Source organism: Pseudomonas sp. 06C 126, assembly GCF_001855215.1.
Classification (GTDB): domain Bacteria; phylum Pseudomonadota; class Gammaproteobacteria; order Pseudomonadales; family Pseudomonadaceae; genus Aquipseudomonas; species Aquipseudomonas proteolytica.
Genome location: NZ_MIFU01000072.1, coordinates 1 through 14,491, shown reverse-complemented (window position 1 = coordinate 14,491; position 14,491 = coordinate 1). Strand labels below are relative to the sequence as shown.

General features: G+C 61.1%; 10 protein-coding genes. 6 read left to right on the top strand and 4 right to left on the bottom strand.

The features are described from left to right. Positions 1–4: 4 nt before the first annotated feature. The gene (mfd, locus tag BHC62_RS07985) at positions 5–3,454 is read right to left on the bottom strand and encodes a transcription-repair coupling factor (protein ID WP_029300101.1); all 3,450 of its coding nucleotides are present in this window, start codon (positions 3,452–3,454) and stop codon (positions 5–7) included. A 338-nt stretch (positions 3,455–3,792) separates the two neighbouring features. Between mfd and BHC62_RS07980 the strand changes: the two genes are divergently transcribed. Next, positions 3,793–5,256, top strand: coding sequence for a glyceraldehyde-3-phosphate dehydrogenase (locus BHC62_RS07980; RefSeq protein ID WP_029300102.1), 1,464 nt, complete (start codon positions 3,793–3,795; stop codon positions 5,254–5,256). A 156-nt stretch (positions 5,257–5,412) separates the two neighbouring features. On the opposite strand, the gene BHC62_RS07975 is transcribed toward BHC62_RS07980, so the two are convergent. After that, positions 5,413–6,711, bottom strand: coding sequence for an MFS transporter (locus tag BHC62_RS07975; RefSeq protein ID WP_029300103.1), 1,299 nt, complete (start codon positions 6,709–6,711; stop codon positions 5,413–5,415). A 262-nt stretch (positions 6,712–6,973) separates the two neighbouring features. Between BHC62_RS07975 and BHC62_RS07970 the strand changes: the two genes are divergently transcribed. After that, positions 6,974–7,987 carry an FAD:protein FMN transferase gene (locus BHC62_RS07970; RefSeq protein ID WP_176770973.1) on the top strand — a complete coding sequence of 338 codons (1,014 nt, stop codon included), beginning with the start codon at positions 6,974–6,976 and terminating at the stop codon, positions 7,985–7,987. A gap of 190 nt (positions 7,988–8,177) precedes the next feature. Then, on the top strand, positions 8,178–9,572 hold the full coding sequence (sthA, locus tag BHC62_RS07965; protein ID WP_029300105.1) for a Si-specific NAD(P)(+) transhydrogenase: 1,395 nt from the start codon (positions 8,178–8,180) through the stop codon (positions 9,570–9,572). A 42-nt stretch (positions 9,573–9,614) separates the two neighbouring features. Here the strand turns inward: sthA and BHC62_RS07960 are convergent, their stop codons facing one another. Next, a complete protein-coding gene (locus BHC62_RS07960) occupies positions 9,615–10,337 on the bottom strand; it encodes a glycerophosphodiester phosphodiesterase (RefSeq protein WP_070994690.1) in 723 nt (240 codons plus the stop codon). Between the two features lie 42 nt (positions 10,338–10,379). Next, positions 10,380–10,964, bottom strand: a complete 585-nt coding sequence (locus tag BHC62_RS07955) for a PilZ domain-containing protein (protein WP_070994689.1) — start codon at positions 10,962–10,964, stop codon at positions 10,380–10,382. 94 nt (positions 10,965–11,058) lie between these two features. On the opposite strand from BHC62_RS07955, the gene BHC62_RS07950 reads away from it, so the two are divergent. The 3 genes from BHC62_RS07950 to BHC62_RS07940 are packed head-to-tail and all read left to right on the top strand — an operon-like array spanning position 11,059 to position 14,304. Beyond that, positions 11,059–12,309, top strand: coding sequence for a lipoprotein-releasing ABC transporter permease subunit (locus BHC62_RS07950; RefSeq protein ID WP_029300109.1), 1,251 nt, complete (start codon positions 11,059–11,061; stop codon positions 12,307–12,309). A gap of 7 nt (positions 12,310–12,316) precedes the next feature. After that, positions 12,317–13,000: a lipoprotein-releasing ABC transporter ATP-binding protein LolD gene (gene lolD, locus BHC62_RS07945; RefSeq protein ID WP_166647875.1), complete on the top strand. Its 684-nt coding sequence runs from the start codon at positions 12,317–12,319 to the stop codon at positions 12,998–13,000. 59 nt (positions 13,001–13,059) lie between these two features. Then, positions 13,060–14,304 (top strand): lipoprotein-releasing ABC transporter permease subunit, encoded by a 1,245-nt coding sequence (locus tag BHC62_RS07940; protein WP_070994688.1) that lies wholly within the window; start codon positions 13,060–13,062, stop codon positions 14,302–14,304. Positions 14,305–14,491 lie beyond the last annotated feature (187 nt).

Genomic DNA, 14,491 nt, shown 5'->3' with positions numbered 1-14,491 from the left:
TCCTTCAAGCAGATTTGGGGATGAGGCGCTCAAACAGCGCCTCCAATGTATTAAAGCGCTCTTCCGCACGTTCCATCGGTACCATGAACTTGAATAACGTGGCGCCTTCGAATTTGTAGCGGTTGGGCTGGCCCTGGATCAACTTGATCAACACCAACGGGTCCACCGGCGTCTGCGCTTCGAATTCGATACGCCCACCCTGAGGACCCGCATCGACCTTCTTGATCCCCAGTTGCTCGGCCTGCAATTTGAGCAGGGTCAGGCGCACCAGGTTCTTGGTCGGTTCCGGCAGCAGGCCGAAGCGGTCGATCATCTCCACTTGCAGGTCCTTGAGGCCCTCTTCGTCGGTGGCCGAGGCGATGCGCTTGTACAGGATCAGCCGCGCATGCACATCCGGCAGGTAGTCCTCGGGAATCAACGCCGGCAGGCGCAGGTTGATTTCCGGGCCGCCGCCCAGTGGCTGGTCGAGGTTCGGTTGTTCGCCTTTGCGGATGGCCTTCACCGCGCGCTCGAGCATCTCCATATAGAGGGTGAAGCCCACCGCCTGGATCTGCCCGCTCTGGCCGTCGCCCAGCAGTTCGCCGGCACCACGGATTTCCAGGTCGTTGGTGGCCAGCACAAAGCCCGCGCCCAGGTCCTGGGTGTTGGCGATGGCCTCCAGGCGTTTTTCGGCGTCGCCAGTGATTTGCTGGCGCGGTGGCGTCAGCAGGTAGGCATAGGCCTGGTGGTGACTGCGGCCGACCCGACCACGCAACTGGTGCAGTTGTGCCAGGCCGAACTTGTCCGCACGCTCGATAATGATGGTGTTGGCGCTTGGCACGTCGATACCGGTCTCGATAATGGTCGAGGCGATCAGCACGTTGAAGCGCTTGTGGTAGAAGTCGCTCATCACCTGTTCGAGTTCGCGTTCGCGCATCTGCCCGTGGCCGATGCCGATCCGCGCTTCCGGCACCAGTTCGGCGAGGTCGGCGGCGCATTTCTCGATGGTTTTTACGTCGTTGTGCAGGTAGTAGACCTGGCCGCCGCGCAGCAATTCGCGCAGCAGGGCTTCCTTGATCGTGCTGTTGTTCTGCTCCATGACGAACGTGCGCACCGACAAGCGCCGCGCTGGCGGCGTGGCGATGATCGACAGGTCGCGCATGCCCGACACCGCCATGTTCAGCGTGCGCGGGATCGGTGTAGCAGTCAGGGTGAGGATATCGACCTCGCTGCGCAGGGCCTTGAGCTGCTCCTTCTGGCGCACGCCAAAGCGGTGCTCCTCGTCGATGATCACCAGGCCCAGGTTCTTGATCTTCACGTCGTCCGACAGCAGTTTGTGGGTGCCGATGACGATATCGATCTTGCCTTCGGCCAGATCGGCGACAGCGGCATTCACTTCCTTGGCCGACTTGAAGCGGCTCATTACTTCCACAGTCACCGGCCAATCGGCAAAGCGGTCGCGGAAGCTGTTGTAGTGCTGCTGGGCGAGCAGGGTGGTGGGCACCAGGATCGCCACCTGGCGGCCACCATGCACTGCGATAAACGCGGCACGCATCGCCACTTCAGTCTTGCCGAAGCCCACATCGCCGCAGACCAGGCGGTCCATGGGCTTGGGCGCGAGCATGTCGGCGCGCACGGCGTCGATGGTGGTTTGCTGGTCTGGGGTTTCTTCGAAGGCGAAGCCGGCGCTGAAGGTAGCGTAGTCGGCCTTCGGGTCGGCGAACGCATAACCTTCGCGGGCCGCGCGGCGGGCATAGATGTCCAGCAGTTCGGCGGCCACGTCGCGCACCTGTTCGGCGGCCTTGCGCTTGGCTTTCTGCCAGGTCTCGGAGCCCAGGCGGTGCAATGGCGCGAGGGCGTCGTCGCTGCCGGTGTAGCGCGCGATCAGGTGCAGGTTGGCCACCGGGACGTAGAGCTTGGCGCCCTCGGCGTATTCCATGGTGAGGAATTCGGCGGCCTGGTTGTCGATCTCCAGGGTCTGCAGGCCCAGGTAGCGCCCCACACCGTGGTCGATATGCACCACCGGTGCGCCTTCGCGCAGCTCGGTGAGGTTCTTGATGACCGCATCGTTATTGGCGTCGGCGCGTTTTTCCCGGCGTCGGCGCTGCATCACGCGTTGGCCGAACAGCGGGCTCTCGGCAATCAGCGCCAGGGCCGGATCATCCAGTTGCAAGCCTTCGTTGAGCGGGGCAATGGTGATCGCCAGGCGGTCCTTGCCGGCCACAAAGTCCGGCCAGCTGTCGACGGTTTTTGGCCGCAGCTTCAGGCGTTCCAGCAACTCCAGCAGCACTTCGCGGCGCCCGGCGGATTCGGCGGTAAACAGCACGCGGCCCGGGAAATCGCCAAGGAAGTCGGACAATGCTTGCAGCGGCTGGGTGGCCTTGGCTTCGATGGCCAGGTTCGGCAGGGTTTGGGCCGGGAAGCGTTCGCGACCGACACCGGCTTCTACATCCTGCTGGCTGGCGACCACGCGCGGCCAGTTCTTCAGGCGGGCAAAGCAGTCTTCCACCGGCAGGAACAGCTCGGCAGGCGGCAATAAAGGCCGGGAGGGATCGACGCGGCGCTCTTCGTAACGGTTGCGTACGTCGTTCCAGAAATTTTCCGCCGCCTGTTCGATGCCGGGCAGCGAGAACACCTGGGTGTCCTGGGGCAGGTAATCGAACAGGGTCGAGGTTTCATCGAAGAACAGCGGCAGGTAGTACTCGATACCGGCGGGGGTAATCCCGCTGCTCAGGTCCTGGAAGATCGGGCAGCGGCGGAAGTCCACGTCGAAGCGTTCGCGAAAGCGCGCCTTGAAGCGTGTGACCGCGTCTTTTTGCAGGGGGAATTCCCGGGCCGGCAGCAGCTTGATCGATTGCACCTTGTCGATGGACCGCTGGTTTTCCGGGTCGAAGGTGCGCAGGGTCTCGATTTCGTCGTCGAACAGGTCGATGCGGTAGGGCAGTTTGCTGCCCATCGGGAACAGGTCGATCAGCGCGCCGCGCACGGCGAACTCACCATGCTCGTACACCGTATCGACGCAGCGATAGCCGCTGGCTTCAAGACGGGTGCGCATCTGCTCTACATCGAGCTTCTGGCCGATATCCAACACCAGGCTGCTGCCCAGCAGAAACTTGGTCGGCGCCAGGCGGTGCAGGGCCGTGGTGATCGGCACCACCAGCACACCGTGGGCCAGTTCCGGCAAGCGGTACAGGCTGGCGATGCGTTGGGAAATGATGTCCTGGTGCGGGGAGAACAAGTCGTAGGGCAGGGTCTCCCAGTCCGGGAAATGCAGCACCGGCAAATCGGGGGCGAAGAAGCTCAGCTCCTGCTCCAGCCGTTCGGCACTTTGGCTGTCGGCGGTCAGCAGCAGGGTAAAGCGTTTGGCTGCACTGGCAGCCTCGGCAATGGCCAGGCTCAGGGCGGCACCGGGCAAATTGCCCCAATGCTGTTTACCTGCCTCGGCAGGGAGTAGCGGTAGACGCAGGACGGGCACGGAAGGTTGAGCTCCAGCGTTGCGACAAAGTCGGTAATTGTAACGGCCTGGAGTGCCGCCTGTCAGTTGCTGACTGTGCCTATTACGGTTTGTAGGAAATGTAGTGGCTAAGACAAACAATGTGCCGTTTTGACTCAATATGTAGTGCCAAAATGCACGTATGTTTCGGAGGGTTACGGACAAGACGCCCAGGTCTTTCTCCGAGGGGTGCGCTGGAAGCCGCGTATTTACTGGCTTGTAGCGCGGTGAAAATTATTTGCAAGGGCTTTTGTTGCGTGGCGCGCATTGCTCCAGGGGCGGTCGGGCGGCATAATGTAGCCCCTTTTTTCAGCCCCTACATGTGGAAGGTTCCCGTGACTCAGAAGCCCGACCAGTGTCTTGGTGAATGGATCGACCGTGAAGCACTCGCAGAAGCGATGATCCCGCTTATCGGTCAGCTGTACCGCAATAACAATGTGGTGAGCTCGATCTATGGCCGCAGCCTGATCAACCAATCAGTCATCGCGATTCTCAAGGCTCATCGCTTTGCTCGCCATCGTTCTGCCGACGATAGCGAACTCTCCGTCCACGAAACATTCCCTCTGCTTAAAGCCATGAGCGAGCTCAAGCTCGGCGCGGCCTCCGTAGACCTGGGCAAGTTGGCGTTCAAATTCCGCGCCCAAGGCAATGGCCGCAGCGCCGAGCAGTTCGTGCGTGAAGAGCTGGCCGAAGTCGTTGGCCAGCAGAACGCCGCCGCCCGTAAAGGCACTGACGTTGTGCTCTACGGCTTCGGTCGTATCGGCCGCCTGCTGGCACGCATCCTCATCGAAAAAACCGGCGGTGGCGACGGCCTGCGCCTGCGGGCCATTGTCGTGCGCAAAGGCGCCGAGAATGACCTGACCAAGCGCGCCAGCCTCTTGCGCCGCGACTCGGTACACGGTTCGTTCAATGGCACCATCACCATCGACGAAGAAAACAACACCATCACCGCCAACGGTAACCTGATCCAGGTGATCTACGCGAAGAACCCGACCGAGGTGGATTACACCCAGTACGGCATCCAGAACGCATTGCTGGTGGACAACACCGGTGTATGGCGTGATGCCGACGGCCTGGGCCAGCACCTGGCGTGCCCGGGTGTCGATCGCGTTGTGTTGACCGCGCCTGGCAAGGGCAAGCTGAAGAACATCGTTCACGGTATCAACCACAACGAAATCACCGCTGACGACAAGATCGTGTCCGCCGCTTCCTGCACCACCAACGCCATCGTGCCGGTGCTCAAGGCAGTGAATGACAAGTTCGGCATCATCAACGGTCACGTCGAAACCGTTCACTCGTACACCAACGACCAGAACCTGATCGACAACTTCCACAAGGGCGATCGCCGTGGCCGTAGCGCCGCGCTGAACATGGTCATCACCGAGACCGGTGCTGCCACCGCTGCTGCCAAGGCCCTGCCTGAGCTGGCCGGCAAGCTGACCGGTAACGCGATCCGCGTACCCACGCCGAACGTGTCGATGGCCATTCTCAACCTCAACCTTGAGAAAGCCGCCACCCGTGAAGAGATGAACGAGTACCTGCGCTACATGGCGCTGCACTCCGATCTGCATAAGCAAATCGACTTCGTCAATTCCCAGGAAGTGGTGTCCACCGACTTCGTTGGCTCGCGCCACGCCGGTGTGGTGGATGCTGAAGCGACCATCACCCAGGATAACCGCGTTGTACTGTACGTTTGGTACGACAACGAGTTCGGTTACAGCTGCCAGGTGGTTCGTGTGATGGAAGACATGGCCGGGGTCAACCCGCCTGCGTTCCCACGCTAAGCATCAGCGCTAAATGAAAAAGCCCCGACTGGTTCGGGGCTTTTTTATGCCTGGGGGTTTTGTGTTGGGGTTTAAGGCCTCATCGCGGGCAAGCCCGCTCCCACAGTTTGATTTGCGAATACATTCAAATGCGGGCTTGCCCGCGATAGCGATCTATCAGGCCCCACCGACCACCGAAGCCTGCGCCGTACGCAGTTCATGCCGGTTACCCTTGAACAGCACCAAGGTCGCAATCAACCCCAGCACCGCTGCCCCGCTGAGCCAGATCCCCGGCGCGGCCTTGTTATCCAGCACATGGATCAGGTAGGTACAGGCCGCTGGAGTAAAGCCGCCAAAGGTCGCGGTCGCCAGGCTGTAGGCCAGGGAGAAACCGGTGGTGCGGACCTGCACCGGCATGATCTCGGTCAGCGCCACCACCATGGCGCCGTTGTATGAGCCATACAGGAACGACAGCCACAACAGCACGATCAGCAGGTGACTGAAACTCGGGTTGACCACCAGCCACGACAGCGCCGGGTAGGCCGTAAGAATCGCCAGGATCGTCGCACCGAGCAGCAACGGCTTGCGGCCGATCTTGTCGGACACCGCGCCCATGACCGGCAGCCAGATAAAGTTGGAAATACCCACGCACACGGTGACCAGCAACGCATCCAGGTCTGAGAGGTGCAACTCGGCCTTGCCGAAGGTCGGTGTATAGGCGGTGATCAGGTAGAACGACACGGTGGTCATCACCACCAGCGCCATGCCTGCCACAACGATGCCGAAGTTCTGGCCAATCGAGCGGATGATTTCCTGCAGGGTAGGGCGGTGTTTACGTGCCTGGAATTCCGGGGTTTCTTCCAGGGAGCGGCGAATCACGAAGATCACCGGCACGATCAGGCAGCCGATCAGGAACGGTACGCGCCAGCCCCATTCCCCCATTTCCTCTGGGCTCAGCCAGTGATTCAGGCCCACGCCCAACAGGCCGGCGAATACCACCGCAGCTTGTTGGCTGGCGGACTGCCAGCTGACGAAGAAGCCCTTGCGCCCCGGCGTGGCGATTTCCGCCAGGTACACCGAGACCCCGCCCAGTTCTACGCCGGCGGAGAAGCCCTGCAGCAACCGGCCAAACAGCACGATCAGCGGGGCAGCCACCCCGAGGGTGGCGTAGCCGGGCACGCAGGCGATCAGCACGGTACCGGCGGCCATCATGGCCAGGGTGATCACCAGGCCTTTTTTACGGCCGTGGCGGTCGATGTAGGCGCCAAGGAAGATCGCCCCCAGCGGGCGCATCAAGAACCCGGCACCGAAGGTCGCCAGGGATAACATCAGGGACGCAAAGGCGCTGTCGGCAGGGAAGAAGGTTTTGGCGATGGCCGTGGCGTAGAAGCCGTAGACCATGAAATCGAACATTTCAAGGAAGTTACCGCTGACAACGCGAAAGATCGCCTTGCCTTTGCCCGTGGTGCTGGACATGTCATTTACTCAACTGGCTATCTTGTTGGAAATCCCTGGTCGTTGTTCGTCCGTGCTGCTGAATCCGGGCGCGCGGTGGCGCCAAAGAGTTTTGTAACCATATGTGTATCCGTGTTGGCGAGCAACAAAAACCGTTAGCAAGCTGGCTATTTGCCTCGGGCCAGGCCTCATCAGGCGACCACATGCCGCATAATGGCCCGCCCCGGAAATATGCTTGAGTGCGGCTTCATTCAGTTTCAATAGCGATAAGGGTGTGTGGCCTATGGGCGGTTTGCGATACGCGGTGGTGGGGGCTTTGCTGGCGATCTTGGCGGGCTGTGGCAACGGTGAGGTGCTGGAGGCGTTTGGCGGCCCGACCATGGGCAGCACGTATTCGATCAAATACGTGCGCACCTCTGGGACGCCGGCGGCCGGGGTGGTCCAGCCGCAGGTCGAGAGCATCCTTGCCGAGGTCGATCGGCAGATGTCGACCTATCGCAGCGACTCCGACATCGAGCGCTTCAATGACCTGCCGGCCAACACGTGCCAACCGATGCCCGAGCCGATCCTGCACTTGGTGCGCACTGGCGAGCAGTTGTCCCAGGCCAGTGGCGGGGCGTTTGACCTGACGGTCGAGCCACTGCTGAACCTGTGGGGCTTCGGTCCCCAGGCGCGGCAAGTCAAGATCCCGGACCCCATGGCATTGGACCAGGCACGCCAGCATGTCGGCCATCAGCACCTGCGTGTCGACGCTGGCCAGTTGTGCAAGGACGCGGCAGTGCAGGTGGACTTCAACAGCATCGCCGCCGGCTACACGGTGGACCGGATTGCCGAGCGGCTGGGGCAGTTGGGTATTGAGCGCTACCTGGTTGAAGTGACCGGCGAGCTCAAGGCTGCCGGGCGCAAACCCGACGGTACGCCCTGGCGCGTGGCCCTGGAGGAGCCCCGTGATGACCAGCAGGTCGCGCAGCGGATTATCGCGGTGGACGGTTTCGGCGTGTCTACTTCAGGTGACTATCGTAATTATTTCCAGCAGGATGGTCGCCGCTATTCCCACACCCTCGATGCCCGGACCGGCGCACCTATCACCCACCACCTGGCGTCGGTCACGGTACTGGAGCCTTCGGCGCTGATGGCCGATGGTTTGTCGACCTTGCTGTTGGTGCTGGGGCCGGAAGAGGGTTGGGACTATGCAGAAAAACAGCAAATCGCGGCATTTTTTGTGATGCGTGAGGGGGATGCTTTCGTCACACGCAGCAACAAAGCGTTCGAACAACTGACGGCGGTCAAGCCGTAATCAATACTGTGTAGTAAAGGCAAAACTGGCCTACGACGCGACCAAGGGTTAATGTGCGCGGCGTTGAGCCTTATATAGACTGTGCCCCGGCTCACACACCTGAGCCTATTTGATCCTTCATGACCGCTGGCCGCGGCATGATTTAGCCAGGCGCCCAACCGTGCGCCCTGGCCTGTTCTGAGGAGTACGCATGGCTGTCTACAACTACGACGTGGTGGTACTGGGTTCCGGCCCAGCTGGAGAAGGTGCGGCGATGAATGCCGCCAAAGCAGGACGCAAGGTGGCGATGGTCGATAGCCGTCGTCAGGTCGGCGGTAACTGCACCCACCTGGGCACCATCCCGTCCAAGGCCTTGCGTCACTCGGTGCGCCAGATCATGCAGTTCAACACCAACCCGATGTTCCGGGCCATTGGTGAGCCGCGCTGGTTCTCGTTCCCGGACGTACTGAAAAGCGCCGAGAAAGTCATTTCCAAGCAAGTCGCCTCGCGCACCGGCTACTACGCCCGTAACCGCGTCGACCTGTTCTTCGGCACCGGTAGCTTCGCCGACGAGCAAACCGTCGAAGTGGTCTGCGCCAACGGCGTGGTCGAGAAGCTGGTGGCCAAGCACATCATCATCGCCACCGGTTCGCGCCCGTATCGCCCGGCGGATATCGATTTCCACCACCCGCGTATCTACGATAGCGACACCATCCTCAGCCTGGGCCACACCCCGCGCAAACTGATCATCTATGGCGCCGGCGTGATTGGCTGTGAATACGCCTCGATCTTCAGCGGCCTGGGTGTACTGGTGGAGCTGGTGGATAACCGTGACCAGTTGCTGAGCTTCCTCGACTCGGAAATTTCCCAGGCGTTGAGCTACCACTTCAGCAACAACAACATCACCGTGCGCCACAACGAGGAATACGACCGTGTTGAAGGCCTGGACAACGGGGTGATCCTGCACCTCAAGTCCGGCAAGAAGATCAAGGCCGACGCCTTGCTCTGGTGCAACGGCCGTACCGGCAACACCGACAAGCTGGGCATGGAAAACATCGGGGTCAAGGTCAACAGCCGTGGCCAGATCGAGGTGGATGAGAACTATCGCACCTGCGTCACCAACATCTACGGTGCGGGTGACGTGATCGGCTGGCCGAGCCTGGCCAGTGCTGCCCACGACCAGGGCCGTTCGGCCGCTGGCAGCATTGTCGACAATGGCAGCTGGCGCTACGTGAATGATGTGCCGACCGGGATCTACACGATTCCCGAGATCAGCTCCATCGGCAAGAATGAACACGAACTGACCAAGGCCAAGGTGCCTTACGAAGTGGGCAAGGCGTTCTTCAAGAGCATGGCGCGTGCGCAGATCGCCGGCGAGCCGCAAGGCATGCTGAAGATCCTGTTCCACCGCGAGACCCTGGAAGTGCTCGGCGTGCATTGCTTCGGCTACCAGGCCTCGGAGATCGTGCACATCGGCCAGGCCATCATGAGCCAGCCGGGTGAGCAAAATACCTTGAAGTATTTTGTGAACACCACGTTCAACTACCCGACCATGGCCGAAGCCTATCGGGTCGCCGCGTACGACGGCCTCAACCGGCTTTTTTGAGCGGCTCCGGCCGGTGGCCTGAGCCGGCCGGGGAGACCGATTTCAGTAATTCCCGAGAGTGGCAGTGGCCAAACCGGGAAAGTCTGTAATCAGGCTATCTACGCCGAAGTCGGCGAGCCTGCGCATCAGCGCGGGTTCGTTGACTGTCCACACGGACACGTGCAAGCCCTGGCGCTGGGCTTTTTCCAGTCGCTCGGGGGTGCACAGCGTCCAGTTCAACGCCAGAATCTCACAGCCATAGTTCTGCGCGACCTTCAGCGGGTCGAGCCAGGCATATTCGGCCACCAGTCCACGGGACAGGTCCGGCGTCAGGTCCAATGCGGCCTTCAACACTTCCCGCGAGCTTGAGGTCACAGTGACCTTATCCAGCAGGCCAAACTGCTGGGCCATTTCCCGAATCGCCAGCACGGTGGTCGCGGCGCGGGTGCGTGAGGCGCTTTTGACTTCCAGTTGCCAGTGGTCGAAATCGCACTTTTCGAACAGCTCTTCCAGGCGCGGGATCGGGCAGGGAGTGACCCAGCCCGGGCCGCCTTTGCGCGCGTCCATCTTCACCAGGTCGGCGGCGGAGTATTCCACCACCTTGCCGCGGCGGTCGGCAGTGCGCTTGAGGGTCGGGTCGTGGATCACCATCAACTCGCCGTCCATGGACAGGTGCAAGTCCAGTTCGCAACGGCGCACGCCGTGCTTGAGGCATTGCTGGAAGCTGGTCAGGGTGTTTTCCGGTGCTTCGCCTTTGGCGCCGCGATGGCCATAAATCAGGGTCACAGTTGCTCCTTTTCGCCAGGTGCTGGCTGGATAGATACGAGATCAGGTGTCTTGGCCGTCGCTTTGTTCCCGGGCCAGGCGCCGTTCCTGGGCCTGCTTTTGCAGTATGTAGCGGGCCAGCAACTGACGCTGGGCGTCGGTCATGGATTCGAACTCGGTGCCCACATCGAAGCCGCTGCCTTTTGGGTCGCAATGGGTGACTTTGGCTCTTAGCAGCAGGCCAAGGGCCTGGGGCATCAGCACCAGCTTGACCGCCAGGTGGCTGCCCGGCGCGAGCACCGTGGGGTGCTGGAAGTCGATGCCGCCTTCGGAGATGATCACCGGCTGCGGTGCGCCGATCTCGCCCAGCAGGCTCTGCGCCATGACCTGGCTGAGCAAATCCATGCGTTTGTTCTGCACCTTGAGGAAGGCGGCGAGTGTGCGGTCGCGCTCGCCGAGTTGGCGCAGCAGGTGCTGGGCCTCGAATTCGCTCAGGTGCAGCTCACTGAGCAGGTTGAACAGTGGGGAATCATCCAGCAACACTTCCTTGCTCGCCGCTTGGGGGGCAGACAGGCTTTTGATTTGGAGTGCGATCATGTCGTCGATACGGTAGTATTCGCGGCGATCTTCTTCATCTAATGTCGTCATGGCGAACCCCAGGTAACGGTAATGGTCTGAGTGTAAAGCTGCTTACCAGACCCCGCCACCGGGACGTCTTCTTTTCCTCCGAACAAGCCCCGACATGTTCAGACCTCTCTTCGTATTTATCGGCACGCGTTATACCCGTGCAAAGCGTCGCAATCATTTTGTGTCGTTCATTTCTCTTACTTCCATGATCGGACTCGCCTTGGGCGTGGTCGTGATGATCGTGGTGCTATCGGTGATGAATGGCTTCGATCATGAGATGCGCACCCGCGTGCTGGGCATGGTGCCCCACGCGACCATCGAGTCCGGTGAGCCCCTGGGCGACTGGCAAAGCCTGGCCGACAAGGTCAAGCAGAACCCCAAGGTGCTGGCCGTCGCGCCATTTACCCAGATGCAGGGGCTGCTGACCAACGATGGCAAGGTGCAGAAAGTCCTGCTCAATGCCATCGACCCGGCGCAGGAGCGCAAGGTCTCGATCATTGATCAGTTCATGCAGCAGGGCAAACTTGACGATCTGGCGCCTGGCAGCTTCGGCATCGTCATTGGCGACCGCGCAGCAGCCAAGCTGGGCGTAGCCATCGGCGACAAGCTGACCTTCGTCGCCCCGGAAGTCACGGTGACTCCGGCGGGTATGTTCCCGCGCATGAAGCGCTTTACCGTGGTCGGCATCTTTCATGTGGGTGCCGGCGAGATCGACGGCTTCCTCGGCTTGACCAATCTCACTGACCTGGCCCGCCTGCATCGCTGGAAGCCGGACCAGGTGCAGGGCCTGCGCCTGAAATTCAACGACTTGTTCGAGGCCCCGCGCGGTGCGTGGGAAATCGCCCAGCACCTGGGTGAAAGCCAGTACTACGCCCGCGACTGGACCCGTACCCACGGCAACCTGTACCAGGCGATCCGCATGGAAAAGGCCATGATCGGCCTGCTGCTGCTGCTGATTGTCGCCGTGGCCGCCTTCAACATCATCTCCACTCTGGTGATGGTGGTGAACGACAAGAAGGGCGATATCGCCATCCTGCGTACCCTCGGCGCCACGCCGGGGCAGATCATGGCGATCTTCATGGTCCAGGGCACGGTGATTGGCGTGGTCGGCACCTTGATCGGCACGGTGGTGGGCATTTTCGCCGCGCTGAACGTCAGCGCCGCCATCGCCGGTGTCGAAACCCTGATCGGCCACAAGTTTCTCAACGCCGACGTCTATTTCATCGACTACTTGCCATCCCAGGTGCAGAGCCAGGATGTGTTGATGGTGGGCGGCGCCGCGTTGGTCCTGAGTTTCCTTGCCACCCTGTATCCAGCCTGGCGCGCGGCACGTACCCAGCCGGCGCAGGCTTTACGTTATGAGTGAATCGGGCATGAGTGAAAAAGCAATCCTGAGCTGCCGCGACCTGGGCAAATCCTACGAGGAAGGCCCGGAATCGGTGGTGGTCTTGTCCAACCTGCAACTGGAACTGCATCCCGGCGAGCGCGTGGCGATCGTCGGCAGTTCCGGCTCCGGCAAAAGTACTTTGCTCAACCTGTTGGGCGGCCTTGATACGCCGTCCCAAGGCAGTGTGTGGCTGGCCGGTGAAGAGCTCTCGGCGCTGAACGAGAAGGCCCGTGGCCAGTTGCGCAATCGCTCCCTGGGCTTTGTGTACCAGTTCCACCACTTGCTGCCAGAGTTCACCGCCCTGGAAAACGTGTGCATGCCGCTCTTGATCGGCAAGACCGCGATCCCGGAGGCTCGCCAGCGTGCCACGGCGTTGCTCGAGCGCGTCGGCCTCGGCCATCGCCTGGAGCACAAGCCGGCAGAGTTGTCCGGTGGCGAGCGCCAGCGTGTGGCGATTGCCCGTGCCCTGGTGAACAACCCGGGCCTGGTGATGCTCGACGAGCCGACCGGCAACCTCGACTCCCACACCGCCCAGGGCATCAAGGACTTGATGCTGGAGCTGAGCACCCAGATGCGCACCGCGTTCCTGGTGGTGACCCATGACATGAGCATGGCCCGGCAGATGGACCGTGTGCTGCACCTGCAGGAAGGTCATCTGGTCGCCATCTGACCTGTTTCAAGCCCGGTGCCTGACGCCGGGTTTTCTATTTTTCCAGGCGGTGCAAGCGAATGTTCAGACCGTTATCGATTTTCATCGGCACGCGCTATACCCGCGCCAAGCGCCGCAACCGTTTTGTTTCGTTTATCTCGATGACCTCGATGATCGGCCTCGCCCTGGGCGTGCTGGCGATGATCGTGGTGTTGTCGGTGATGAACGGGTTCCAGCGGGAAATGAGTTCACGCATTCTCGGCATGGTGCCGCACGCGACGATTGTTGGCGTCAACCCGATCAGCGACTGGCAACCGGTGGCTGCTGCGGCCCTGAAGAACCCGGAAGTCACAGCGGCCGTGCCGTTTACCGAGATGGAGGGCATGCTGTCGTACAAGGGCTCGATGCAGCCGATCCAGATCAGCGGGATCGACCCGGCCCAGGAAGGCAAGGTGTCCATCGTCACCCAGCATATCGTCCAGGGCAATCTGGAGAACCTGCAACCGGGTGAGTTCGGCGTGGTGATCGGGGAAATCACCGCGCGCCGTTTCCGCCTGAACGTGGGCGACAAGCTGACGCTGATCGTCCCGGAAATCAGCACTGCACCCGGCGGCATCACCCCGCGCATGCAGCGTTTGAACGTGGTGGGCGTGTTCAAGGTCGGTGCCGAGTTGGATGGTTCGATGGCCCTGATCCACGTCGCCGATGCCGCACAAATGCTGCGTTGGCAGCCCAGCCAGGTGCAAAGCGTGCGCCTGGCGGTCAAGGATTTGTATGCGGCGCCCAAGGTTTCGGCGGATATCGCCACTGGCCTCGGCGCAGCCTATAAGGCGGACGACTGGACCCATACCCAGGGCAGCCTGTTCAGCGCGATGAAGATGGAAAAGACCATGATCGGCCTGCTGTTGCTGATGATCGTCGCCGTCGCGGCCTTCAATATCATTGCCACGCTGATCATGGTGGTGAACGACAAAGGCGCGGACATCGCGATCCTGCGCACCATTGGCGCCACGCCGCGGCAGATCATGGCGATCTTCATGGTTCAGGGCACGGTAATCGGTATTGTCGGCACGTTGATCGGTGGTGTGCTGGGGGTGATTGCCGCGCTCAACGTCAGCGAACTGGTGGGCTGGATGGAGCGCGTGACCGGGCAGCATATCTTCAGTTCGGACGTATATTTTGTCAGCAACCTGCCTTCGGAACTGCAAGGCGGCGATGTGTTGTTGATTTGCAGCGCCGGGTTTGTATTGAGCTTTTTGGCGACGATCTACCCGGCGTATCGCGCGGCGAAGATTGAGCCGGCGCATGCCCTGAGATACTCGTAGGTCTTGAGATCGCTATCGCAGGCAAGCCAGCTCCCACATTTGACTGTATTCACAAATCAAAATGTGTGGGCGGGCTTGCCCGCGATGAGCATGAGTATCTACACAACTCTCTGATACTTCTGGGCTCTGGGTTTTGGGCTGATGTAGGGGGCATATCCATTGCTGCGGTAACGGCGGCCATGGGTTC